We start from the raw sequence: 26,140 nt of genomic DNA on the forward strand, positions 1-26,140 counted from the left end.
AACATTATTTTGACATAATGAATTTATGTAATGTAAATTAATTATCTTTGGCATTTTGCATTGAACGCATGATTTGACGAATTTGAGTTTCGCTTGCTTTTCTACCCATTTGATTAAACATCACACGAAGCATCTTTTCGTTAACTGGTGGGTTTTCACGTAATTGTTTTTCAAAAAAACGTTTTGTTAGAAAAAATGTGATTAATCCAGCAGCTACAATTGCTCCGATAACGACAAGGATAATCATTAAAATAAATAGTCCAGTTGACATTTCAACCATATTGTCCTCCAAATATATAATATTAATAAATTATACTATATTTTTATTTATATCTAAGATATTATAAGATTCTTCTTCAAAATCTTCTAAGAATTTAATAATTAATTTACTAGTAGCTAATAAATCGCTAATTGCGCATACTCCAATAGGACTATGTAAGTATCTTTGAGCAAGTGATAAAGTTAAAGTAGCTGCTCCACCATTGGGCGAATATTGTAATTCTTTAGCATCAGTGCCGCCACCTGCGGCCACAAATTTATAAGCTTTAATTTGATATTTTTGTGCAATATTCATAAAAATATCAATGAGTTTTGGGTCCATTAATGTTCCACCATCTTTAACTCTTATAGCGGCTCCTTTAAATAAAGCAGTGGTACCAGGGATTGTTCCAATTGTATCATGAGTTGAAGTAGTGTCTAAAGAAATAGCAATATCTGGTTTTACTAATGATACTGAACTTCTTGCTCCTCTAGTGCCTACTTCTTCTTGAACTGTTCCAACTAAATATAAATCTACTTTAAGATCAACATTAGACAACTCATTAGCAATTAGTTCTAAAATTGCAACACCAGCTCTATTATCCATTGCCTTTCCACCAATTAGATCTTCGTTAGCAAAATAAATTGTTTCACCAGATAAAAAAACTGGATCACCTATTTCTACTCCTTGGTCAATTGCTTCTTTATCATCTTTAAATCCAAAATCAGCATATAATTCATCATTAGTTAAAGCTTTAACGATTTTTTCACTTTGCATAATGTGAATACTTGTATGTCCAAAAACTCCATTAAAAGTTTTGCCACTTGAAGCTTTTAAAATTGCTTTAGTTCCAATTACTGTTGAAGCTCAAATTCCTCCTATTGGTGAAAGTAATAATTGTCCTGTCTTAGAAATAGATCTTACAATATAACCAACTTCATCCATGTGTGCAGCAATCATAACTTTAGGTGCATTATGATATTTAGAAGGCTTATAAAAAATTACTGAGCCCAGTTTATCACGTAAAACTTGATAAACTGGAGAAATATTTTGTTTTAGTTCATAAACGATTGGCTCTTCATAACGAGACATCGCATTAATTGATAAATATTTTGTTAATTTTTCTTTAAAGTTATTTTGAGCCATTTTCTTCCTTTAAATTATATTTAGCTATTAAGAAATTAATATTTTTATTTTGATTTGCTCACTTAATTTCATAATCTGTTTGATAATTATTTTCATTATATTTAGAATGATGCAAATCAGTTGTTTTCGCACAAATTATTCAATTATTAGCTTTTAAAGATTCAATTGAATAATTGAATAATTTATCATTATCAGTTTTAAACCAGATTTCGCCATCTTTTGATAATAAATTTTTATATAAATCTAAATAAGTTTTATAAGTAAGGCGACGCTTTTCATGTGCATTTTTAGGTCATGGATCAGAAAAAGTTAGTCAGATTTGTTTTACTTGTCCTTGAAATATTTCAGGTATTTCTTTAGCATCTTTAGTAATTATATATAAATTCATTAAATTATATTGTTTTATTTTACTTAGAATTTTATTAGCTACAGTTTGATATTTCTCTAAGGCAAAATATCGAACTTTAGGATTATTTAAAGCAAGCTGAGCTATCATTTCTCCTTTTCCTGCTCCTATTTCTATTACATCAGTTTGAAAAACTTGAATTGGAAAGTTTCGTAAATAAAAATTTGATTCTTCAAGTTTAGTTTGTGCTGTTTTATCAAAACGTAATCTCATAATTAATATATTATAAATAATTTTTAGTATTTTATTAAATTAATTGTTAAAGTGATATTTGATAACCTTGTATAGGTTTAATTAAATATAACTTATTTTTAATAAATATATCTTTATAAAAAAATTAATTTAAATATAATTCTTAATACTACAAGTTTCATAACTTTTTACTTCTAATATATATATATATATATAATTAGTATGAAAACATAAATTTATTTATTTTAAATTTAATTACATAAATATATACAACAATTCATTATGGAGGTAAAAATAATGAAATTACGTAAATTTACACTTATAACAACAAATATTTTAACAATTACAACCTTAGGGGCTGTAAGTTGTACTTCACAGCAAAAACCAAAAGATCCTGAGCCTACGCCTCAACCTGATCCTAATGTTACAGCTGCAAATAGTTTTAAAACAACTCACTCCGAAGTTTTAAATAAAACTATAAGTAATATAACTTTACCTGATGAAGCTAAGGTTACAGCTGCTTTAAATGCCTATAACTCATTACAGCAAGCTGTTAAAAATAATTTAACAAGCCAAAAAACCTTATTAGATAATTTAAATGCTAAGATTTTGGAGCTTAAACAAGCACAAAACAAACCAGCTCCAGCACCTGCTCCTGATCAAACTGAAACAGCAGCTAATAATTTTAAAAATACTCATGCTACTGTTTTAGCTAAAACAGTAGATACTCTTGCATTAGAGGATGAAACTAATGTTAATAATGCTTTAAATGCATTTAATAATCTTGAACAAAATGTTAAAGATAAATTAACTAGTGAAAAAACATTATTAAATCAACTAGTTGCAAAAATTGCTGATCTAAAAGAGCAAGCTCAAAATAATCAAGGAACTGGTAAAGCTGAGCAACCACAAAGAAACACAGGACCTAACTTTGGTGGTACTGATCAATTTGGTGGTGATCCAGCAAATCCTGTGACATTAAATTTATTTGAATTTAGTGAAGCTGATGACTTAGGAGCTAGATTTGATAAATTATTAAAAGAATATTTAGCAAAAGATGCACAAAAGAATGACCAAAGATTAAAACAAATGCAAATTTATGGTCCTACTAATGAAACAAACCAACAAGTATACCTTTCAATCCAAGGATCAGGTGGTAAACCTGAGACAGCTCTTTTAAAACTAAAAGAAACTTTTGAAGTAGCAAAACTTGAAGGAACAGCAGTAAATAACAATAAAAAAAGATTTATAGCAGAATTTAATACTGAAACTAGAGTGTTAAAAATCACCTATAAATATGATAATAAAGAATACTATGATTCATTAACTATTCCTACTGCTAAGACTGCAATGCCTTCTCAAGATACGCAAAATAATCAAGAAACTCAGGTTCCTAAAGAACCTACTCCTTCAAATGACAGCACAAACCAACAAGGTAGCTCAAGTCAGCCAGGAACTACAACTACTCCTTCAACAGAGCAACCAAAAGAAGAAGAGAACAAAAGTACTGAAACTCAAAATCCTGATGCAAACAATACCCAAAATAATGGAGGAACATCAGGAGGAAATACTGATGGAAATACACAAGTAACTCAAAACAAGGAAAATACTCAAAGTGATGCTAATACTGAATCTGGTTCATCAAGCAAGACAAGTGATTCCTCTCAAACTCAAACAACTACTAGTCCAGATAATTCAACAAGTAATAACAAAGAGCAAACTTCATCAAATCCATCTAGTGATATACAACAAACAAATCAACAACAAGAATTAAAAATAGAATCACTAAAAGTTGTTAAAGATACTCAAAACAATAGATACATAAAATTAGAATTAATCTCCACAAAAGAAGTGTATGAACAAATTAAAAGTAAAGATTTTAAATATGAAATAATGAATAATGCAAATAATGGTTATTTAGAAGATACGACCAATGGATATGGTAGTCATTGAAAAACTCGTAAACTAAGTGATGAATCAGATGGAAAAGTAAAATTTGAGATATATCCTTTCTTACCATGAGAAAATGGTAGATTTACTATAGTTAAACTTTGAGATATCAATAAGCCAAATCATAATTTACTAACTAAAAATTATAAATTTACTATTAAAGATAATACTGTTGAAATGAATGAATAATAAAGTTATTTATTTTATAAATCTATATTAAAAACTCCTCATATTACTTGAGGAGTTTTATCTTTCTATTTTTTAAGATATAAATATTTAAAATTATAAATAATGTTTAGCAAAACTCTTTTATACCAATTTTCTAGTTTTCAAAATAATTTGATATAGATTTATATTAATCTCGTTGTATTAAATGATATTGTTTTAAGTAATTATTCTTAATTAAAAATACTTCCAAATAAATGATAAGATGGGAAATAATATTTAAGATAATAACATTATTTTTAAATACTGATTTTTACGTTTTACAATGAATTTAAAACAAGAAAATAAGTTAGAATTTTCAAGCTCATGTTGATTGCTTGAACTAAAAATTAGATGAACTCAATTTGAACAAATATTATACATAATTTGGCACAAATACTGACACAAAAGCGATGTTGCCAAGTTCATTCAATGATGTAATTCCAATTTTATTCGATTGCAATCAAAATACTTTCAGAATCGAATTTCCTTAATATAAAATGATACTTTGAAAAAAAGGGTTAAAAATTAGAAAAAAAGTACCATTTTACAATTATATTTCTAGCCTCTTTTTATAAAGGATGTTATATTTGAATTAAACAAATAACTATTTATTTTATAATTAAGTTTAAATAAGTATTTAAAACGATATATGAGTATGCTATTTTATATATTTACTATTATAATAAATATATAAAATATTGCTATAATATATAAAAATATATATTATAGGTTATAGGAGGATTAATGAATAAAATAGAAAAGCTTATTAATGAGTTATGTCCTGGTGGTGTTGAGTACAAAAAACTAAGTGAGGTTGCAAAGTGCAAAAGTGGTAGAAGACTTACTAAGAGTCAGTTGCTAAAGCATGGGTATCCAGTAATGAGTGGGGGTTTTAAACCAATAGGATATTGGAATGACTATAATTACAATGAAAATACTACATCAATTGCTCGTTATGGTACTGCAGGACTTGTAAGATGAGAAACTCAAAAGTTTTGAGCAATTGATGCTTGTTGAGTAATAACTGATTTAAAAGATAATATTGATTCAAAATATTTATATTATGTTGTAAAGAATAAAGAATCAGAATTAATTGAATCAGTTTTTGGAACTATACCAGCCTTATCAGTTGATACTGTACATAACCTTGATGTCCCACTCCCACCCCGCGCGATCCAAGACGAAATTGTCAAAATTCTTGACAATTTCACAGAGCTTACAACAGAGCTTACAACAGAGCTTACAACAGAGCTTACAACAGAGCTTACAACAGAGCTTACAACAGAGCTTACAACAGAGCTTACAACAGAGCTTAAGGACAGAATTAAGCAATATGAATATTATAGGGATAAACTTTTATCTTTTGATGATTCAAAAGTTAAGGTTGAGTATAAACCACTAAAAGAATTATGTTCAATAACAACTGGTAAATTGAATGCTAAAGATGCAGTTGATGGAGGAATATATCCATTTTTTACTTGTCATGCAAAACCATATTCTATTAATGAATATGCTTTTGATACTGAGGCAATCTTGCTTTCTGGTAATGGTAATATAGGACATACAAATTATTATAATGGTAAATTTAATGCATATCAAAGGACTTATGTTTTACATAATTTTATTGAAGTAAATCCTAAATTTTTATTGCATTACATAAATAATTCCTTTAAGGATTATATTAGCCAAAAATCACTAAATGGAGTAATATCATATATTACACTTCCAATTTTACAAGAATTCAGTTTACCCATCCCACCCCTTCCAGTACAAGACAGAATTGCGGAAGTTTTAGACAATTTTGAAAAGATATGTAAAGATCTCAAAATTGGCCTGCCTTCTGAAATACAATTAAGACAAAAACAATATGAATATTATCGCAATCTCTTATTATCATTTAATATAGATGATATTATGAGAGAGAGAGAGAGAGACGATAATTCTGGATTAAATAAATTACTTGAATATGTCTTTGGTTTGGATTTAGTTAGTTATGGGTATAAAATCCAAACCAAACATTTATGAGAAATAACAACATGAAACAAAAAGTTTCAAGAAGTTGATCCAAGTAAACAAGAAAAAATCATTAAATATAAAAAATACTTTAGTGCTAAAGAACTTAAAGATTTAACTTCTCAAGATGGAACAATCAAAATTTTAACTACGAATAAAACTAACATATTTGCTAACGAAGCAAAAGTTGACAAATATGTTGATCAAGGAGAAGTTATTTACCTTCCTACTGGTGGTAATGCATTAGTGCAATATTATAAAGGTAAATTTATTACTGGAGGAAATGTTATTGCTATTGCTAAAGATAATAATGAACTAAACATAAAATATTTATTTTATGTTTTAAATAATAAATTAGATCTAATAGCATCATATTACAGAGGTGCAGGCATTCAACATCCTTATATGCCTGATATCTTAGAAATACTTATCCCTATCCCACCTCTATCACTCCAAAACCAAATAGTTGCGATCTTAGACAATTTCTCAAACTACACAAACAACCTAACTCAAGGTTTACCAGCTGAAATAAACCTTCGGCAAAAACAATATGAATATTATCGAAATAAACTTTTAAATTTTAATAAATAGAAAAAACATTCAATTAAATTACATGTTTTAATTTTAAGATTCATATAATAAACCTAGAGCAAATCTCTAGGTTTATGTTTAAAATATTAAATTACTTGGTAAAGATCATCTTCAGTTTCAAAACGTGCATTGAATCCTGCACTTTTTAAAGTTTCTAGGATCTTAGTTTCACCTGTTTGAACGATAATTTCAGTATTAGAATTAAAAGTATTGTCACTTCAAGAAATTAAAGTACGCAAGTTGCTAATTCCTTTAGCATTAAGACTTTCTCCGGTTCCTGGAGAAAGAGCAAAGAATTTAATTTTCTTTGTAGTTTTACCGTTACTAAAGAAAATCTTAGAACGATCATCTGGGGTTTGTGGACCTTCAGTAATTAAAATGTCACTAAATTGAGCAATATTCATCTCAGCCGCTGATACTTCTCAAGTATCTGAATTGTTGTATAGTTTAATACGTTTTAGTCTTCTTACAGAGCTATTTTTACCTAAAATATCACGAAAGACCATTCCGGCTAAAGTTTTAATACTTGGAGCGTTAGAAAAATCAACTCCTAATGGATATGAATTACCATCACGTCCAGAATCAGGTTTATTACCACCTCCTCAACCACCTTGGAAAATTCTTTCGTTATTTCTAGTTCAATAAGCCATTCTAAGACCATCATTAACTTTAGTTAAATCAAATTTACTATTAGATCCTTTGACATCTTCTTCATCAAATGATAAGTTGTCAAAAGTAATTCTGGTATAAATTCGTTCATCAGAATTTAAGTAAGCTCAGTTAACGTTATAATCGTTCATATTAACTCAAGCAACTTTATTTAAAGCTCAAGGGTTAATAGCTCAATCATTTGCATTACCATTAAGTTTTTGATCTGTATACATTGCTAATTCATCTATTTCTTTGTCTTTAATAAATCTAATTGCACTAGTATTTTTAGAAGCAAAGAATAATTCTAATAATGGCAATTTGTTTGGAAGTGCTGCAAAAATTTTATCCATATTTTGGTCGGCACCAACTCTACCAATATTTTTAATCCGATAACCAGTAATTTCGATCTTATCTCTTTGTAAACGTTCAATTAATTCTTGAGCATTTTTATATGCATTTGGTTGCTCAACATCGATTTCAACAACCGTTGCTTCAGTACGGCTAACATTTTCAATTGCTTCATTACGGGTATATTTAGTAATAGTAATTCCATAACCTTTAATTAAATCACCATAACCGCGATTAATAAATTCTTGATTTAAGTTAGTATCTGTTCAGTTAGCATATTTACCACGTCTTATATCATCTGAATTTCTTGTTGGTCATTGTGAATTATTTCCTAAAACCTTTTTATATTTGTTATCTTCAGTATAACGTCTTTGAACGTTGTTAACTGGAGGACTAAAAGTATAAGATTCTCATTCTCCTTTTTCGTTAACTCAAGTTTGAGTATATTCGTCTGGGATAACATATCCTTTTGAAAGTTGTCTTTGCACTTCAGCGCTAACTTTTTTAATTTTATTATGATCAATATGCATTAAGATAAGTAATTTTCCATATGGAACTCTAACTTTTTGGTTTGATCTATATGGTGTTCACTCAACAATCTTAGTATCATTTCACCATCTATCTCAATTTTTTAAAGCAGTTTCATCAACGTATGTTTTTAATAATTCTGGATTATTTAATAATCTTTCATATCTAGCATATAAATTACCTAATTGCTCAGGAGCTCCACCATCTTTATCAAGATAGTTATTTAAATTTTCAATATCTTGAGTTTCGTTATGAAATAAATCATAATATCCCACACCTTTTGTTTGGAAAATATAATCATTCTTTTTAGCACCTTTTGCAGCTATAACTCCACTTAAACGTATGTTTTCTTCTGTCAAAGCTCCTGTAATACCAGTAACTTCTTCAAATTCATTTTGATATGGAACACGGTTGGCTAAACCTTTTTGAATATCATATGATTCATCTCTAGGAGGATTTAAAACATCAATATCAGCAAGATATTTAATTCCTCCTTGATTAATTTCCCTACGTTCACGACGTTGAACTCTTTGATATGGTTCTGGATCTGGTTTAATTGGTACCGGTTCAGGTTCAGGAACAACATCTGGTGGAACAGGAGCTGGATCAACAACTGGTGGTACAGGTGCAGGAACAGGAACTGGTTCAGGTTCTGGCTTAATTGGATCTGGTTGAACTGGTTCAGGTGCAGGCTCAATAATCTTAGGCGGTTCTGTTACAATTGGAACTGGTTTTTCAATTTCTTTTTGCGGTGGTGTTGGTTCAGGGTCTTGTGGTTTACGTTCTAAATTTGCGTCATAAGTATTAACAATTGAATTTTTAGGATCGGATTCATCATTATCCAAAAATGTTTTTAAGGTTGAATTAACGTTATATTTGTGTCTATTTTCAGCACTAAGTTGCAGACTTTGTATCGTTGTAAATAGACCTGTGGCAGTTAGTCCTGTGCCGATAGCTAAAATAGCAATTTTATGTTTTCTTCTAAGTTTCATTGTATCCTTTACTAAAATTTTATTTTATTAATCAAAATTATATTTATATTATACCATAAAAATACAGTTATATATATATAAATATATTGAATGAATTTTAATACTTAAATTTAACAATTCTAGGTCTTTGACTGATATCTTTAAGTATTTCTATTTTGTAGTTTTTTGTTAAATTAAGTCATCAATCATAATGTAATGGATTAATTTCAAAATAAATTAAACCATTAGGATTTAAATAATCTTTTGCTTTTTTAATAATTTCTTTATAAAACATCAATCCTTGATCCTGTGCAAAAAGTGCTTCATGTGGTTCAAAATCTAAAACGGATTTATCAAGTTTTTCATTAGTTGATAAATAAGGCGGGTTTGAAATAATCAAATCAAATTTTTGATTCGATAGGTTTTCAAATAAATTACTTTGAGTAATATTTACATCTAAATTATTTTGCCTTGCATTAATTTTAGCTTGCTTAATTGCTTCAAAAGAAATATCAGCTAAGGTTAAAGTTCATAAAGGCATAGCTTTTTTTAAAGCTAGGCCTATAAAACCTGAACCAGAACATAAATCTAAAACATTTAAACTCTTATTTATTTGATTATCTTTTAAAACTTTTAAAATTAATTCCTCTGTTTCATATCGTGGAATTAATACCTTTTGTGAAAGATCAATTTTAACATTAGCCATTTCAATGTAACCAATAATTTTTTGAACTGGCATTCCTTGCTTTAATAATTCCCTTTCAAAAGAAGATATAGTTTGCTCTAAACCATATCTTCTTTTTTCCAATAATAAATCTTTAATACTAGGCATTAAAGATTTGAATCCTGTAATTTTAAGTTTTGTTCTTCTGTTAATAATGCTTCAATAATTGCATTAAGTTTACCAGCCATAATTGAAGTTAAAGAAGTTGAATAGCCAATACGATGGTCAGTAACTCGATCTTGTGGATAATTATAGGTGCGAATTTTTTCACTCCTTGCACCTGAGCCCGCTAACTTACGATAACCTGATTCTTGGGCTTGCTTTTTTTGTAATTCTAAATCATATAATTTAGATTTTAAAATCCGCAAGGCAATATCTTTATTTTGAATTTGACTCTTTCCTTCTTGGCAACTTACAACGATGCCAGAAGGAAAGTGGGTAATTCTTACCGCTGAATCAGTAGTATTAACAGATTGACCTCCATTACCACTCGAACGAAAAACATCAATTCTAATTTCATCTGCTTTAACTTCAATATCTATCTCTTCATCAATTTCAGGCATAACTGTCACTGTTGCTGTAGAAGTATGAATTCTTCCTTTTGTTTCGGTAACTGGTACTCTTTGCACACGGTGCACACCAGATTCAAATTTTAATTTTGAATATGGTTTTTCTCCTTTAATTGAAAAAGTAATTAAGGTAAAACCACCTGATTCTGTGCTAGTTGATTCTAAAATTGCAATTTTCATATTGTTTTGCGCTGCTCATTTTGAATACATTTTATATAAATCACCAGCAAAAATATTTGCTTCATCTCCACCAGCTGCTCCTCTAATTTCAACAATAACGTCTTTTTCATCATTTTCATCTTTTGGTAAAATTAGGATTTTTAGTTCAGCAGCTAATTTTTTCAAAATAGATTCATTTTCTTGAATTTCCAGTTTTGCTAATTCAATTAGTTCTTGGTCTTTTTCTAAGGACAAAAGTTCTTTAGCAGCATTTAAATTATTTTCAGCATTTAAATAGTTGCTAAAAGTTTGGACAATATCATTAATTGAATTAACTTCTTTACTAAGCTTATTATATTTTTTAATATCATTAAAAATATCAGGATTTAATAACTCAGCCTTGAGTTTTTCATATTTATCTTTAATTTGGTGTAATGAATTATACATTGTCAATTCCATAGTATTGTAATTTTACCATAATTATTAATATTTATCTGATTAATTAATAAATGTGAATTAAAAATTCCAAAAAGTAAAAAAACATTTATAATTAATATTATTAAAAAGATAAATAATATTTAGGAGGAAAAATGATTGACTCAATTAAAGCATTTTTGTTAAAACCTGTTTTTTACGATAATTGAAGTGATGTTGAAGTTAAAGGATGAATTGCTTCAAACCGTGGAAATAAAAAAATTAGGTTTTTAGAAATTAATGATGGTTCAACAATCCAAAATCTCCAAGTTGTTTTTAAAGGTTCAAATTTTGATTTTGAATTATTAGATTCGCTACGTCCAGGAGCAGCAGTAATTATCAAAGGAATCTTGCGAGCAACTCCTAATTCGCCCCAACCAATTGAATTAGTAGCTAGTGAGCTTGTAGCTTATAAAAATGTTGCAGAAGATTATCCAATTCAAAACCAAGAAATTAAACTTGAAACTTTAAGGGACTTGCCTCATTTACGCCATAGAACAACTATTTTAAGAGCAATAATGCTCATTAGATCAACTTTAGCTCATGAAGTACATAAATACTTCATGAACCAAGAATTTCATTACTTAAATAGTCCAATTATTACAAGTAATGATGGTGAGGGAGCTGGAGAAACATTCAATGTTTCTGATAGTTCTAATTCAGAGCCATTTTTTGGAAAAAATAAAAAAGCTACTTTAGGGGTTACTGGCCAATTGCATGGCGAAAGTTATGCATTAGGGATGCAAAAAATTTATACTTTTGGTCCAACTTTTCGTGCTGAGAGATCAAATACCAAAAAACATTTAGCTGAATTTTGAATGATTGAACCTGAAATGGCTTTTTATGATCTAACTAAAACTATTAGTTTAGCAGATGATATGCTTAAAGTTATAATTAGAAACACTTTAGCTAAACATAAAAGTGAATTTGAATATTTAAATTTAGTTAATCAGGGATTAATAGAAAGGTTAAAAAGTTTTATTAATTCACCTATTAAGATCGTTGATTACACCCAAGCAATTGATGATTTAGCAAAAGTAAAAGATATCTTTGAAAACCAAGATATTCACTATGGTTTAGATTTAGCTACTGAACATGAAAAATATTTAACTGAAAAAGTTTATAGCAGCCCAATAGCTGTTATAAACTTCCCTAAAGATTTTAAAGCTTTTTACATGAAGCAAAATGATGATGGTAAATCAGTTGCTGCTTTTGACCTCTTAGTTCCTGGGATTGGAGAATTAATTGGTGGAAGTCAAAGAGAATGTGACTACCAAAAAATTCTAACTAGAGTTAAAGAATTAAATATCGATCAAGCTGATTTACAATGGTATTTAGATCTCAGACGTTTTGGTCATATAATGTCATCAGGTTTTGGAGTTGGATTTGAAAGATTAGTTATGTATGTTACAGGAACTGAAAATATTCGTGATGCTATTCCATACCCAAGAACAACTGGAAATATTCGTATGTAAAATGACAAATTATTTTGTCATTTTTTTCTTTCATTTATGCAAATTTAAAATAATTTGAAAAGATACATTACTACATAGTATATGTTAAGTCAAGGATATTAACATCTTTTAAGCTATAAAAAATCCAAAGTAAATAAGTTATGTCTTAAAGAAATTAAAGTTTTAACTATAAATAATAAAAAATAAACAAATTAGTATTAATTAACATATATTATGTTAAAAATTAAGCTATTAGTTAAACAATTTATTTAGCTTTATAAGTTATAAAATATTTAAAATTGAAAATTTAAAGTATTTTACCTATATCATCACTATCATTGCTTACATATTGCCAAAGTTAAAAGCAAGATGCATTACATAATAATATAAATTTAACAAAAAATATTTTAAGATTTATTTCCATATTTTAAGAATAGTGTTATAATATATACATATAAATGGAACAGTACTCAAGAGGCTGAAGAGGCGGTCCTGCTAAGACTGTAGGGGAGGCAACTCCCGCGGAGGTTCAAATCCTCTCTGTTCCGCCATTTTTTAATAAGTTGCATTATCTTGCTATATTTAGATAAGGTAATGCTTTAGTTTAATTTTTTCAATAAGTTTATTGCCTTTATAATATAAATAATAATAATAATTTAAATTTAGTTGGAAATTTTGAAAAGTGTAATTTATTTAATTATTAAATTTTATTTTCTTATTCCTATATATATAGGAATAGAGGAATATATTCTCTTCATAACTTTATATAAAATAATTCAAAATTCATTTTTATTTTTCCTTTATTTATTAATCAATATCCTTTTTTATGATTTTTCTCATTGTAAAAACTTTCAAAACCAACTAAATTTCTCCACAATCATTTGTATAGTTTAAAATTTTCATTTTTTTATATATTATAAATAAAACCTATCTCAATGAGATAGGTTTTTCATATTATTTTGATTGATTTAGTTTGTTAAATTTAATTGCTTTTTGGACAAATTTATTCTTTGATTCATTAACCATTGATAAAGCTTCTAAAATTGGAATACCAACAATATCATTTTTAATAATTCCAACTGAAATACCAGATTTACCTTCCAAAAGAAAATCAACAGCTTTTTGGCCAAGTAATGAAGCTAATATTCTTTCTTGGGCACTTGGTGTTCCACCTCTTTGGATGTGATTTAATGGGTTCGAGCGAGTGTCTCAACCAGTAGTTTCTTGCACTTGTTTTTCTAGTTTTTTAATATCATAACATTTTTCAGAAACTACGATAATAATACTTCTTCTGCCTGGTTGTTTAGTTAGTTCTAAGGCTGTAGCAGCAATTTGATCTTCAGGTAATTTATATTGATTCGTAGCAATAATTTCTGCACCAGTAGCTAAACCTGAATAAAGTGCTAAATCACCACACCCATTCCCCATTACCTCTACAATCATAATACGTTGGTGGCTTTTAGCTGTATCTCGAATTTTATCAATTGCATCAACAATAGTATTTAACGCTGTATCATAACCAATAGTATAGTCAGTAGCAGCAATATCATTATCAATTGTACCAGGAAGTCCAATTGTTTTAACTCCTGCTTCGTGTAATAATTGCGCTCCTTTATAACTACCATCACCACCAATTACAACTAATGCTTCAATACCTAATTTTTTTAAATTATTAATCGCTACTTCGCGCACACTAGCTTCTTTAAATTCTGGGAACCTTGCCGAATAAATAAAAGTTCCTCCATGGTTGATGTAAGCATCTAAATCAACACTATCAGCTGGTATAATTTGATTATTATATAAACCTTTATATCCTTCATAAACTAAATATGCCTCTAAGTTATTGGCTTTAGCATGTTTAGCAATTGCTCTAACGGCATTATTCATTCCTGGTGCATCACCACCAGAAGTTAAAATTGCAATTTTTTTCATTTATTTTCCTCCATTATTTAATTGCATCAATTAAGTTTTTAAGTAAACAAACAACTGTCATTGGGCCAACTCCGCCAGGAACTGGAGTAATGGCTGAAACTTTGTCTTTAACTGATTCAAAATCAACATCACCGTGTAATTTTTCTGTTAATTTATCATCTAAGTTAATTCCTATATCAATAACAATTGCGCCTTCTTTAATGTTTTCAGCTTTAATATAGTTAGCTACACCTATAGCTACAATAACAATATCACCAGATTCAACACCTTTAACACCGGTATTTTCGTTAAAGGTCGCTACATCTGCACCGTATTTTTTTATTAAATGAGCTAAAGGTTTACCAACTACGTGTGAACGTCCCACTACACAAACTTTAACATCTTTAGTATAGTTAATTTGGTAATAGTCCATTAATTCTAATACGGCCCTAGCCGTTGCTGGAATAAATGCTTTTTGGAATTTTTTATTATAAAGTCTAAATTCATTACGAGTTGAAAGTCCATCAACATCTTTTTCAAAGGGAATTGAATCTAAGATAACTTGGGTTGGAATATGTTTAGGTAGGGGTAATTGTACTATTACACCATCAGATTCTATGTTAATTGAATCTAATTTTTTAAGTAATGAGTTTTGAGTTATTTTTTCATCAAATTTATATAATCTTCCTTCGACTCCAACTTCTTCACATTTTTTCAGTTTAGCCTTAATATATTTATTAGAAGCTTCGTTATCCCCAACTTGTACAATTGATAAAATTGGCTTACGGATGTAATTTAAATTGGCAAGTTCTTGTTTGATTTTCTCAGTTTCAATTTTAGCTAATTCTTTACCGCTTAATATTTTCATTTTAGCTCCTCTTGATATTTTTTAAGATCGTTAGTATACTTTTCTAATTTTAAGCGTTCAGCTGCGACTTTATCAGATGGTGCTGATTGCACAAATCTATCATTTGCTAAAATCTTTTGTGCTCTTTCTATTTCAAATTCTATGTGTTTAATTTTATCTAAAAGTTCTTGTTTATTTTTTTCTTTTAGTTCTTGAGATTGTTTGATAAATAAATTATGGTTATTAATTGCAATTAATAAATCTTTGTTTTGAGTTACTTTAGCATTAGCCATGCGATTAATAATTTCAATTCATTTAGCTTTGATTTGCTTTGAATATTGATACTCAATAACTTCTTTTTTAGAAATTTTCATCTCTTCGCGGTATTTACGAATAGCTGTTACTGTTTCAATAACTTCATCAATTTCTGCAAAAGCTTGATAAGAACGAAGCATTGGCATTTTTTGCTCTAATAATTCACTTTGATAAAGATTAGTATAAATTCTGTCAGTAATAAATGGTAAAAACGGATGTAAAATAATTAAAGTTTTACGTAATATTTCTAAAGCAACAACTTTATTTTGAGTAGTTTTTAAAAACTCAATGTACCAGCTACTAAAATAATTAAAAATAAATTTATAAATCTCAGAACCTATAATTGCAAATTCATATTTTTTCATTAACTTAGTAATTTTTTTGTTTAAGTTGCTTAGTTTATCTAAAATTCAATAATCATAAGCGTTTTTTGTTTTTGATCCTTGATTTGGTAATAAATTTATATAATTTGCAATGTTTCAAAGCTTATTATTTAAGCGCCATGCGCTTTCAATTTTTTGAGTTGAAAATCTAATATCTAAACCGGGTGTTGTATTAGTTAGTAAAAATCATCTTAATGAATCTGAACCATATTTTTCAATTAAATCCATAGGGTCAACTCCATTATTTAAAGATTTAGACATTTTTTGACCTTTTTCATCACGAATTAAACCATGAAATAAAAGTTCTTTAAATGGTTTTTGTTTGATAAATTCAAGACCAAGGAAATACATCCTTGCAACTCAAAAGAAGATAATATCATAACCAGTTACTAATAAACTAGTAGGATAATATCTTTCAAGCATTTTAGTTTCATTTGGTCATCCCATAAAAGTAAAAGGAGCTATACCTGATGAAAATCACGTATCAAGCACATCGTCATCTTGGTTTCATCCTTCCCCAGGAGTATCAATTTGAACTTTAATTTGATTATCTTTATACCAAGCTGGAATTCGGTGACCCCATCAAATTTGGCGCGAAATATTTCAATCATGAATTTTTGACATTCATTGCTTCATAGTATCTTTTAGTCTCTTTGGATAAAATTTAACTTGGTCTTTAGATTTCATGTTATTAATAATGTGATCTTTTAATTGATCCATTTTAACAAATCATTGTGGTAAAACTAAAATTTCAACAACACTTTTGCTACGTTCTGAAATACAGACATTAGAAATAACTTCTTCTTGTTTTAAGATAAAATTATTTTCTTCTAAATATTTTGCAATTGCACTTCTAGCTTGGGAGCGATCTAGTCCATTAAATTGTGAGTTAGGATAATTGATAATTCCATTTTTATCAATTGATTCAATAATTTCTAAACCTAATTTTTGAATAATTTCAATATCAGCTTCAGCATGAGCAGAAAGTTTCATAAGACCAGTTCCAAAATCTGGATCAACATATTCATCCGCAATAACTGGTAAAACTTTTTTAGTTAATGGGTGAATAACATGCAAGTTTTGATACTTTTGGTATTTTTTATCTTTAGAATTATAAACAATAGCGACGTCACTAAGTAAAGTTTCTGGGCGAACTGTAGCTACAATTAAATCTTCATTAGTTTCTTTTACTTTGTATTTAATGTAGTACATAATTTGTTTAGTAGGCTCATTAATAACTTCGATATTGGAAATTGCAGTTTGCAATTTAATATCTCAACTTACAGCTTTAACACCACGGTAAATATAGCCTTTGTTATATAAATCAATAAAAACTTTTTGAACAGCTTCACTAGCTTCTTTATCTAAAGTAAAACGCTCATTTTGATAATCAAGAGCAAGACCAACTCTTGCTCATTGTTTTCGAAATAATGAAGCATATTCTTCTTTTCATGATCAAATTTGCTTTAAAAATTGCTCACGTCCTAAATCATGGCGAGTTTTCCCAGTTTGATTATATATAACATCTTCAACTTTTGACTGAGTGGCTATTCCAGCATGATCCATACCTGGAATTCACATTACATCATAACCTTTAAGTTTTTTATACCTAATAATTGTATCTGGAATATAAACATCTAATGCATGTCCTAAATGCAATTTGCCTGTTACATTAGGAGGTGGCAATAAGATAGTAAAAGGTTTCTTACTTTCTTCATGAGTCATAAAATACTTTTTATTTCGTCATTTTTGCTCCAAGTCTTTCTCTACTTCTAAGTGGTTGTAATTTTTCTCCATTTGATCTCCTTTCATGACAATTTATTTATATTAAATATAATAATTGTATTATACCAAATAAGCTAAATTTAAGAAGTATAAAACTAAGCATAAAAACTAAATTTTTCAGGTATAATGTAAATATGAATTCAAAATATAAATATGGTGATGTAGTAGTCGCAAAAGTAAGCAAGGTAACCCAAAAATACATTATTGCACAAACTAAGGAAAACCAACAATTTACCATTTTAAGAAATGAAATTTCAGATTATCCAAATAAGAATATATATAGTTTATTTGAAGTTGGAGAAATGATTAATTTCATTGCTTTAGAATGTAAATTAAACAAAATAAAACAACAAATTTGTTATGGTAGTTTTAAAAAAAATCACCCTAACGAATTAAAAAGTCGAATTTATTCAAAATTGCAAGAAACACCTAATGGATTTAAAAACTTATACAACCATACCCAAAAAGTTTTTAATAAACTTAAAAACCAAAAGAGACTAAAAGATAATGAGTAAAATAACTATTAAAGGTTTTGATTTACAAAATGAGGTTTATTTAGAAAAAAATAAAGAAATCATTGAAAGGGTAAAATCTTTAAATTTCCTAGGTTCTGAATATTTGAATTTTGATGATATTGCAATTAATTATTCAATTAATGGAATTGATGCAATTATCAAGTTTTGCAATAACATTTATTCAAACGGTATAAAACATTTAATTGTTTTTGCTTCAAGCATGACAACAAACTTAATTAAAAGTTGCATTAATTTTATTTTAGGTAAAAATAATTATTCAAATCACAAAAGAATTAAACTTCATTTTGTGGATGGTCAAAAGCAACTTTATGTTATAAAACAAAAATTAGATAAGTATTTTAGCGAAGATGAAAATAACAATATTGCAATTGCTTTTACTGATGGTTTTTATGAATTATCCCCACAAAAAAACAGTGATATTGTTAATATGATTATGGCAAAATTTAGTGAACGTTCAAGTTTTTTTTTAATTGATAAATTAATCTTTTTTATCGGAAAACGTCAATGATTAAACTATTTAGAAAATCATAAAATTCCCAATAAAAATATTCATATTATTTCATCCAGTTTAAATGAAACTTTTTTATTTTATACTGAAATAAGTTTAATTTTATTAGCAACTCAAGGAATAAATATTAAAAAACTTGTTGAAGGATATGCAAAAAACCAATATCATATTTTTGAATATGATTTATCCTTAAATTTAAGTTTAAAACTTGCTTGGTTTTTTTCAACATTGCAATTTGAAGAACAACATAAAAATTTAAATCAACTAAATTTATTTGTTTCTTATGATAAGAACTTAAATTTTTTAGCAACTTCTATACCTAGTTTATTAAATAATTTATTATCAGAAAATAATGTATTTTGCGATAGCGCTAATTTTCCAAGTGATATTTCAAAAATAGGACAAATGCTTTTAACTAGTAAAATTCCTAAAGCAATAATTTACTTAACTATTAACCAAAACAATTTTGATTTCCAGCCTACTACTGACGTGCAATACAATGACTTATTAACTGGTATTGACTATAGCACAATTCATAGTTTAAAAAATCTTAGTTACCAAGTTTTTAATGATTATTTAATTTCTTATAATAGTTTTGTAACAAACTTAGAAATTAATTTTGCCAAGCAAAATGAAGAAACTTTTGGAGAATTTATCTCAATAATTTATTGAGCTAAAATCTTTTATGGTATTATTAATAAACTAAATCCATTTTATACAAAATAAAATCATATTTTATATATAAATCTGTTATAATCAATACTATATGTTACTAAGTAATGGTGTAGACATAACACAAATTTCACGTTTTGAAAATAAATCAATAAAATTCGCTAGGAGGATTTTATCTGATGGTGAATATGAACTTTTTAAAAAACTTGTAAATTCAAAGGATAAGGCTTTATTTTTAGCTAGGGCTTGGGCAATCAAAGAAGCTATTTTTAAAGCAGATAATCAATATTTTGAATTTTCAAAAATTAACCTTGTTAAACTTAATAACCGCTGAACTTTTCAAAATTTTGCAATCTCAATTAGTCATGAAGCAAATTGGCTAATTGCTTTTGTAGTTAAAATAAATATATAAATAGATGGAGTATTCTTATGACTATTATTCCCAAAATAAAAATGATTCTTTTTTCAATTCCATGATTTTTTAGATTTATCTCTATTAAACGCTTAGCTAAAAAATATAAAAAAACACCAGATTTTGTTCCAGTTTATGAAAGATATCATAAACTAAGTTATTTATCAAAAAAAATCTTAAAAATTTATAATATTGATTTAACTGTTAAAGGCATAGATAACTTACCTAAATCAGGTGCTGTATTATTAACACCAAACCATAAATCTTATACCGATGTTTTAGCTTTAATGGTTGCCTTACAAAAACAAGACTACCAAGAAAATAGTGAACAAAGAATTCCAACTTTTGTAGCAAAAGAAGAATTAGGGAAATCTTTTACTATTAAACATGCTATAAAATTATTAGATACTTTTTTATTAAATCCTAATGATTTTCGTAACAGTCTTAAAACTTTAAATTCTTTTGGTGATTATATTAGGGATAAAAAAACTTTTGGAATTATTTTCCCCGAAGCTCACCGTATCAAAACTAAAGAATTAGGTGAATTTAAAGCTGGTGCTTTTAAAGTCGCATTGCAAAAATTTATTCCTATTGTCCCTGTGGCAATTAGTGGCACTTTAGATTCATTTAACAGTTCAAAAACTTCCAGAACTAAAGTAACAGTGAATTTTTTACCAATGATTAAGGCAAGAGATATTATTGGCCAAGAAGCAAAGGCTTTAGCTACTAGAGTTCAAAACTTAATTCAAGCAGAAATAAATAAAAATGAGTAAATACAAAAAAGTAGACTATTCATCAGAATATAGTTTTAAAATCAAAGAAGTTTTTGATGGTCCATTAGATCTTTTACTAGATTTAATTAAGGACAAAAAAATCGACATTATGAATGTTGATTTAATTGAATTGGCAACCCAATATATTGAAATTATTAACCAAATTAAAGAAAGTGAAATTGACGTTGCTGCTGATTATCTTTTAATGGCTTCAACGATGGTTAATTTAAAGGCAAAATTAATGTTAAATGATCCAGAAACCATTCAAGAAGTTGAAGAAGAAAAGAAAGTCTTTTTACAAGATCTAATTGAATATCAACAATTTAAAGATATTCAATTAGCTTTAAAAACTTTCCAAGAAAATCGTAATAACATCTTTATTAAAAAACCAAGTGATATTGTTGGTTTTATTCTAGAAAATGATAATTCTAAACTTGATGGACATTCAAGCCCAATGACTTTAATTTCAACTTTAAGAAGAATGTTTGAGCGAGTTTATGCTAAAGAATTACGTAAAACTAAAATCGAAAAAATAAATGTTACACCAGCTGAAATTATTCCTTTTATTAAAGATCTTTTAAAACAAAAAGAAAGAATTGAGTTTGAAGAAATCTTTAGCCAACCAACAATTCAACATTTTGTCATTACTTTAATTGCTTTACTTGATTTAGCCCGTAGACAATATTTAGTGATAAATCAAGTAAAGCAATTTGATACTATTTATATAAGCAGAGGAGAATATTACAATGAAAAATAAGATTTTAGAAGCTCTTTTATATATTCAAGGTGATGAAGGTTTAACTTTAGAACAAGTTAAGCAAGTATTTAATTTAAATAATGTGACTGAAGCAAAAAAAGTTATGCAAGACTTTCATAAATCTTATAATCAAGAAGACCGAGGACTTAAAGTTGTTAATTATGATGAAATTTATAAACTAGCAACAAGAGAATCAATAAAAGATTATGTATCAAAACTTGTAACAATTGTAAGACCAAATAAATTATCAAATGCAGCAATTGAAGTAGCTGGAATTGTTGCATATAAACAACCAATTACTAAATCACAAATCACTAAAATTCGTGGTGGAGCTGCTTCTGATTCAATTATTAATAATTTAGTTGAAAAAGGAGTTATTGAAGAAGTTGGTATTTCACCAACTCCGGGGAAACCTATTTTATATGGAGTAACTAGTAAGTTTTATGATCATTTTCGCATTACTTCATTAAAGGATTTACCTAAAATAAATGATTTTAATTATATTGATGCAACAGAAAGCGAAAATGCTAACTTTGATCTATTTTCAAGCCAAAGAGAAGATAACTAAAAGAAACTTTTTAGTTATTTTTTCTTTTTCAGTTCTTTTTTTAAAGTTTAACTATCTTGAAAATGGAGGAATTGTGTCTGATATCTTATTCTATTTTTCAAATTTATATGCTGGAGATAATAGCAAAGTTTATCAAGCAATTAAAAGCGGCCAAAAAATAAATGATCAAGTATTAAATGAACAAAAACAAAAATATAACATTCAAAATATATCTTATCTAACAATGGTTGATTATTATTACCCTACTAATTTAATTTTAAGCAAACAACCACCATTTGTACTTTATTATAAAGGTAATCCACAAATCTTAAAAAACAACCATATCAAAGTATACTTAGTTAACGAAGTATATACCACCTTTACCCAAAAATATATTTTAGATAATATTAAACAACTAGTTGAAAATACTACTTTAGTCACAAATGGTTATAAATATACCGAACAAGAACTTATTAAATTATACCGAAAAAATGGCGGGAAAATTATTCATATTGCTAAATCAGGCATTGATTATTTTAGGTTAGATATGATAAATTTTGAAAATGAAATAGTAATTAGTAAATATCCACTTGAATGTAATATTGAATATGAAAACTTTAAAAATGATAACTACTTTGCTTCTTTACTTGCGGACCAGCTAATATATTTTTCTTCAAAAGAAAAATCTAAAACTCACCACTTAGTTAATTATTTCTTAGAACATGGTAAAGACGTCTTTTGTTTTCCTGGATATGGTTTAAATGATGGAAATAATCAACTAATTAAAAATGGAGCAAAATTGATTACTTACATTGCAGAGACAATTCAAATATAAAAAAACAAGTTTAAAAACTTGTTTTTTTATAATTTAGTTTTGTTTTCTTTCGGTGTAAACTGAAACATATTTTCTATTTCTTCTGTTTTGGTATTTAATGTAACCATCAATTAAAGTGTAAAGTGTATCATCTGAACCACGCCCTACATTCTCACCAGCATGAATCTTAGTACCTCTTTGACGGTAAATAATTGATCCTGCTGTTGCGAATTGTCCATCACCTAACTTAGCACCTAAACGTTTAGAATGCGAATCACGACCGTTCTTAGTAGAACCACCGGCTTTTGTCTTTGCCATTTTCTAATTATCCTTTGATTGCAGTAATTTTAATACGTGTATATGGTTGACGGTGACCAAGTTTTCTTTTGTGAGTTGATTTTGCGTTGTGACGGTATACAATAATTTTTTTTGCTTTACCTTGTTTTTCGATTACACCTGTAACAGAAGCGTTTTTTACTAAAGGAGAACCAACTTTTGAGCTTTTATCAGTAACAACAAGAAGCACTTTATCAAATTTTACTTCTGATCCCTCTTGTCCTTCAATTTTCTCAATAAAAATTGTTTGTCCTTCTTTAACTAGAAGTTGTTTCCCACCGGTTTCGATAATTGCTAACATGCAATACCTCCATTAAGTGGCTCGTCCTTGAGGTGAGTTTATAACTACTTAAACCTTTTTGGAACGGTTACTTTTAAGAGTAACTTATTTATTATACAAAAAAAATTATTTTTTCATACCAAAAATTAAAATTCCCATTATAATTATTTATAATATTTTTATGTCAAAAAAATCATATCAAACAAAAGTAAAAGAGTTGTGTGTTGAAAATTCATGAGACTTTAGTTTATTTGAAAAATATGTTAAATTAATTGAAGAAAAAAACAAAGTCATGAATTTGACTGGTTTTAGTGGTGAAAGACTTTGAGAAGAGGGAATTTATGAATCTTTAGTTTTTATGCTCCAAATAACTAAAAATATTGAACAAATCAAGATTTTAGATATTGGTGCTGGAGTAGGCTTTCCTTCGATTCCATATGTTTTAACTAAACCAAAAAACCAAATTTATATTTATGAGCCATTACAAAAAAGAGTTAAATTTCTTAATTTAGTTATAAAAGAATTAAACTTACAATCTTACGTATCAGTTTATGCTACTAGAGCTGAGCAAGTAAAAGAAAAAAACATTTTTGATCTTGTTACTGCTAGGGCTGTTGCAAGCATAAAAACTTTGTTAATGTCATCATTTCATCTTGTAAAAGTTAAAGGACAAATGACTTTATTAAAAAGCAAAAAATATCAGGAAGAGCTTTTGGAAGCAAAAGATATTTTAACAAAGCTGGATTATGATTTAGAAATAAGTTCTTTAGCTCTAACAAACCATACACGCGATAATAAAATTATAAAGATAATTAAACATAGATCAACACCACAAACTTTTCCATATTCATGGAAAGATATCAAAAAAATCAATTAAATAAATCTTTAAAGTTAAATTATAACATTAATGATTTATAAGCGTAAAACGATTTTAAGCATGCTAAATTAGATAGGACAGAAATATTCAGACAAAATCGTAATATTTCTGCCTTGTCTAGATTTATATAATTTTAATGCTAAATTAAATTCATTACAAGAACTTACTCAAATCACTGATTACAAAAATCAAAATAATAATTGAGAAGATAATCTAGATATTGATAAATTTAAATCTAATTTTAGAACTGGAAAAGATTTATTTAAACAAATTAAATTCTTTAGTAAAGCAAGTGAAAATGAATCATTATTTAAAGAATATGAAATATTTTTAGAAATCTTTAAACAAATAAATGATTATTTTAACACTGTTGAAAATGCACAAAAAATCGTAAATGAATTACCTTAGAGTATATTCAAAATGAAGTAACATCTGGTAGATATAAGTGTACTTGGAAATTTAATTGTAGAACTAAAATTTATTTTAAAAAAATATTTTGACCTTGCCTGAAGCCTACAGGAGATGCTAAATTTAGCAAGAAATAATGACAAAATACCTTCTTGATATAGTAAATAAATTACATAAGCTTAGAGAAGCTAGAAATAGTGCTTTGAATTATCTTGAAGACAAAAGCGATGATTATGGAAAATATAATGCAGATGATTTAAGGGACGGAGCAGAAATAGTCTTCTAGCTAGATCCAGGGACTAAACAACCAGCAAGGAAAAACAGTACTAAACTAATAAAGAGAAATAAATTTCAAAATTATAAAACTGGATATTTAAATATCCAGTTTTTATTTAATTTCTAAATAAATTATTCTTTTTTAAATAATTATATTCTTGAATAGTTTCTTCAAGTTTATTAATGCAATATTCATCACTAAAAGGCATTATGTCTTGGGCATGAATTCATAAGATTGTTAAATAATAAACTAAAATCTTTTGCTGAATTAAGTACTCTTCTCAGTATGAATCATATTCATCTAAGAAGATTTTTTCTTGCTCCTTGGTTAAAAATGAGCCACAAATAAAATAAGCTAAATCAAAATGCTTATCACCCATTGAGGCATATTCTCAATCAATAAACATAATTTTATTAGTAGCTTTATTTAATAATAAATTACCTTTATATAAATCATTATGTAAAGGTCGGTTATGTTCACTGTGAGCTAAGATATTGTTAATACGGCGGTAATACTTATTTAAAATTTCTAAATTAATATTTTTAGCTTTTAAAATTGCTCTGTATTCTTTTACTCTTTGTGAGTGATTTGATTTAGGAAATTTAAGCTCAGAATTATGCAGGGTAAGGAAGTTTTGGGCAATTTCCTTTAATTGCTCTTTAGTGAATTTTATTTCATTTGTATCAATCCATTGTCACTTAATTTCTTTTTCATTATTTTCAATTAATTTAGGTACAAATGAAAAATTGCTAAGTAATGTATAATCTAGCTTATGGTTAAATTTATTAGGTTTTTTAATTTGGTAAAAATAGTTCCCATCTTTATAACTATCATTTGTAAAACCAGATTTTATTTTTTCCATCTTTACTCCTTTGTAAATATTTATATACATTTTAAACCATTTAATAGAAAATAATATATTATATTTAAAGAAAATTTAATAAAAAAAGACTGTGACAAATGTCAAAGTCAAAATTTAATTTGGCGCGCCCGGCAGGAGTCGAACCCGCAACCTTTTGGGCCGTAACCAAACACTCTGTCCAATTGAGCTACGGGCGCA

24 protein-coding genes and 2 tRNA genes are annotated in these 26,140 nt (G+C 27.5%); 13 read left to right on the forward strand and 13 right to left on the reverse strand.

What is annotated here, in order from left to right; all coding sequences use genetic code 4:
* Positions 1-37: 37 nt before the first annotated feature.
* Genes EXC44_RS00350 through trmB form a run of 3 tightly spaced genes read right to left on the reverse strand, consistent with a single transcriptional unit; the run spans position 38 to position 2,024 of the window.
* Positions 38-280 carry a YneF family protein gene (locus tag EXC44_RS00350; protein WP_099309386.1) on the reverse strand — a complete coding sequence of 81 codons (243 nt, stop codon included), beginning with the start codon at positions 278-280 and terminating at the stop codon, positions 38-40.
* A gap of 30 nt (positions 281-310) precedes the next feature.
* Complete coding sequence (locus tag EXC44_RS00355; RefSeq protein ID WP_129620908.1) at positions 311-1,405, reverse strand: M20/M25/M40 family metallo-hydrolase; 1,095 nt, start codon at positions 1,403-1,405, stop codon at positions 311-313.
* Positions 1,392-2,024 carry a tRNA (guanosine(46)-N7)-methyltransferase TrmB gene (gene trmB, locus EXC44_RS00360; protein ID WP_129620910.1) on the reverse strand — a complete coding sequence of 211 codons (633 nt, stop codon included), beginning with the start codon at positions 2,022-2,024 and terminating at the stop codon, positions 1,392-1,394. Before trmB ends, EXC44_RS00355 begins: the two co-directional genes overlap by 14 nt.
* Before the next feature lie 276 nt (positions 2,025-2,300).
* On the opposite strand from trmB, the gene EXC44_RS00365 reads away from it, so the two are divergent.
* Together EXC44_RS00365 and EXC44_RS00370 are read left to right on the forward strand one after the other, a co-directional pair.
* Positions 2,301-4,142 carry a hypothetical protein gene (locus EXC44_RS00365; RefSeq protein WP_129620912.1) on the forward strand — a complete coding sequence of 614 codons (1,842 nt, stop codon included), beginning with the start codon at positions 2,301-2,303 and terminating at the stop codon, positions 4,140-4,142.
* 762 nt (positions 4,143-4,904) lie between these two features.
* On the forward strand, positions 4,905-6,764 hold the full coding sequence (locus tag EXC44_RS00370) for a restriction endonuclease subunit S (protein WP_129620914.1): 1,860 nt from the start codon (positions 4,905-4,907) through the stop codon (positions 6,762-6,764).
* A gap of 86 nt (positions 6,765-6,850) precedes the next feature.
* Here EXC44_RS00370 and EXC44_RS00375 read toward each other — a convergent pair whose 3' ends face one another.
* From EXC44_RS00375 to prfA, 3 genes are all read right to left on the reverse strand, one after another.
* Positions 6,851-9,283: a putative immunoglobulin-blocking virulence protein gene (locus EXC44_RS00375; protein ID WP_129620916.1), complete on the reverse strand. Its 2,433-nt coding sequence runs from the start codon at positions 9,281-9,283 to the stop codon at positions 6,851-6,853.
* 97 nt (positions 9,284-9,380) lie between these two features.
* Positions 9,381-10,094 carry a peptide chain release factor N(5)-glutamine methyltransferase gene (gene prmC, locus EXC44_RS00380; RefSeq protein ID WP_129620918.1) on the reverse strand — a complete coding sequence of 238 codons (714 nt, stop codon included), beginning with the start codon at positions 10,092-10,094 and terminating at the stop codon, positions 9,381-9,383.
* Positions 10,094-11,173: a peptide chain release factor 1 gene (prfA, locus tag EXC44_RS00385; RefSeq protein WP_129620920.1), complete on the reverse strand. Its 1,080-nt coding sequence runs from the start codon at positions 11,171-11,173 to the stop codon at positions 10,094-10,096. The genes prmC and prfA overlap by 1 nt, the downstream gene beginning before the upstream one ends.
* 134 nt (positions 11,174-11,307) lie before the next feature.
* Here prfA and asnS point away from each other — a divergent pair, with 134 nt between their 5' ends.
* A complete protein-coding gene (gene asnS / locus EXC44_RS00390; protein ID WP_129621888.1) occupies positions 11,308-12,663 on the forward strand; it encodes an asparagine--tRNA ligase in 1,356 nt (451 codons plus the stop codon).
* Between the two features lie 439 nt (positions 12,664-13,102).
* A tRNA-Ser gene (locus EXC44_RS00395) sits at positions 13,103-13,193 on the forward strand.
* A gap of 403 nt (positions 13,194-13,596) precedes the next feature.
* On the opposite strand, the gene pfkA is transcribed toward EXC44_RS00395, so the two are convergent.
* From pfkA to EXC44_RS00410, 3 genes are read right to left on the reverse strand one after another with little or no spacing between them, the layout of a single operon-like run.
* Positions 13,597-14,574: a 6-phosphofructokinase gene (pfkA, locus tag EXC44_RS00400; protein ID WP_129620922.1), complete on the reverse strand. Its 978-nt coding sequence runs from the start codon at positions 14,572-14,574 to the stop codon at positions 13,597-13,599.
* 13 nt (positions 14,575-14,587) lie between these two features.
* The gene (locus EXC44_RS00405; RefSeq protein WP_129620924.1) at positions 14,588-15,421 is read right to left on the reverse strand and encodes a bifunctional 5,10-methylenetetrahydrofolate dehydrogenase/5,10-methenyltetrahydrofolate cyclohydrolase; all 834 of its coding nucleotides are present in this window, start codon (positions 15,419-15,421) and stop codon (positions 14,588-14,590) included.
* Complete coding sequence (locus tag EXC44_RS00410; RefSeq protein WP_129620926.1) at positions 15,409-17,895, reverse strand: valine--tRNA ligase; 2,487 nt, start codon at positions 17,893-17,895, stop codon at positions 15,409-15,411. Before EXC44_RS00410 ends, EXC44_RS00405 begins: the two co-directional genes overlap by 13 nt.
* A gap of 122 nt (positions 17,896-18,017) precedes the next feature.
* Between EXC44_RS00410 and EXC44_RS00415 the strand changes: the two genes are divergently transcribed.
* The 7 genes from EXC44_RS00415 (at position 18,018) to EXC44_RS00445 (ending at position 22,923) form a co-directional block, all read left to right on the forward strand.
* On the forward strand, positions 18,018-18,398 hold the full coding sequence (locus EXC44_RS00415) for an RNA-binding protein (protein WP_129620929.1): 381 nt from the start codon (positions 18,018-18,020) through the stop codon (positions 18,396-18,398).
* The gene (locus EXC44_RS00420) at positions 18,391-19,653 is read left to right on the forward strand and encodes a hypothetical protein (protein WP_129620930.1); all 1,263 of its coding nucleotides are present in this window, start codon (positions 18,391-18,393) and stop codon (positions 19,651-19,653) included. Before EXC44_RS00415 ends, EXC44_RS00420 begins: the two co-directional genes overlap by 8 nt.
* A 40-nt stretch (positions 19,654-19,693) precedes the next feature.
* Positions 19,694-20,011 carry a 4'-phosphopantetheinyl transferase superfamily protein gene (locus tag EXC44_RS00425; RefSeq protein WP_197723761.1) on the forward strand — a complete coding sequence of 106 codons (318 nt, stop codon included), beginning with the start codon at positions 19,694-19,696 and terminating at the stop codon, positions 20,009-20,011.
* 17 nt (positions 20,012-20,028) lie between these two features.
* Complete coding sequence (locus EXC44_RS00430; protein ID WP_129620932.1) at positions 20,029-20,784, forward strand: lysophospholipid acyltransferase family protein; 756 nt, start codon at positions 20,029-20,031, stop codon at positions 20,782-20,784.
* Positions 20,777-21,541 (forward strand): segregation/condensation protein A, encoded by a 765-nt coding sequence (locus EXC44_RS00435; protein WP_120161199.1) that lies wholly within the window; start codon positions 20,777-20,779, stop codon positions 21,539-21,541. The genes EXC44_RS00430 and EXC44_RS00435 overlap by 8 nt, the downstream gene beginning before the upstream one ends.
* Complete coding sequence (gene scpB / locus EXC44_RS00440) at positions 21,531-22,109, forward strand: SMC-Scp complex subunit ScpB (protein ID WP_120161197.1); 579 nt, start codon at positions 21,531-21,533, stop codon at positions 22,107-22,109. Before EXC44_RS00435 ends, scpB begins: the two co-directional genes overlap by 11 nt.
* A 73-nt stretch (positions 22,110-22,182) precedes the next feature.
* Positions 22,183-22,923: a DNA-processing protein DprA gene (locus tag EXC44_RS00445; RefSeq protein ID WP_129620934.1), complete on the forward strand. Its 741-nt coding sequence runs from the start codon at positions 22,183-22,185 to the stop codon at positions 22,921-22,923.
* Between the two features lie 33 nt (positions 22,924-22,956).
* Here EXC44_RS00445 and rpmA read toward each other — a convergent pair whose 3' ends face one another.
* The gene (rpmA, locus tag EXC44_RS00450) at positions 22,957-23,220 is read right to left on the reverse strand and encodes a 50S ribosomal protein L27 (RefSeq protein WP_099309370.1); all 264 of its coding nucleotides are present in this window, start codon (positions 23,218-23,220) and stop codon (positions 22,957-22,959) included.
* A 7-nt stretch (positions 23,221-23,227) separates the two neighbouring features.
* Positions 23,228-23,539 carry a 50S ribosomal protein L21 gene (rplU, locus tag EXC44_RS00455; protein WP_099309369.1) on the reverse strand — a complete coding sequence of 104 codons (312 nt, stop codon included), beginning with the start codon at positions 23,537-23,539 and terminating at the stop codon, positions 23,228-23,230.
* A 160-nt stretch (positions 23,540-23,699) separates the two neighbouring features.
* On the opposite strand from rplU, the gene rsmG reads away from it, so the two are divergent.
* A complete protein-coding gene (gene rsmG / locus EXC44_RS00460) occupies positions 23,700-24,395 on the forward strand; it encodes a 16S rRNA (guanine(527)-N(7))-methyltransferase RsmG (protein ID WP_129620936.1) in 696 nt (231 codons plus the stop codon).
* Between the two features lie 544 nt (positions 24,396-24,939).
* Complete coding sequence (locus tag EXC44_RS03890; RefSeq protein ID WP_165001830.1) at positions 24,940-25,089, forward strand: hypothetical protein; 150 nt, start codon at positions 24,940-24,942, stop codon at positions 25,087-25,089.
* Between the two features lie 106 nt (positions 25,090-25,195).
* Here EXC44_RS03890 and EXC44_RS00465 read toward each other — a convergent pair whose 3' ends face one another.
* A complete protein-coding gene (locus EXC44_RS00465; protein ID WP_120161193.1) occupies positions 25,196-25,942 on the reverse strand; it encodes a phosphotransferase in 747 nt (248 codons plus the stop codon).
* A gap of 120 nt (positions 25,943-26,062) precedes the next feature.
* Positions 26,063-26,139 (reverse strand) — tRNA-Arg (locus EXC44_RS00470).
* Position 26,140: the final 1 nt, after the last annotated feature.

The organism is Mycoplasmopsis bovirhinis, from assembly GCF_900660515.1.
Lineage (GTDB): Bacteria > Bacillota_I > Bacilli_A > Mycoplasmatales > Metamycoplasmataceae > Mycoplasmopsis > Mycoplasmopsis bovirhinis.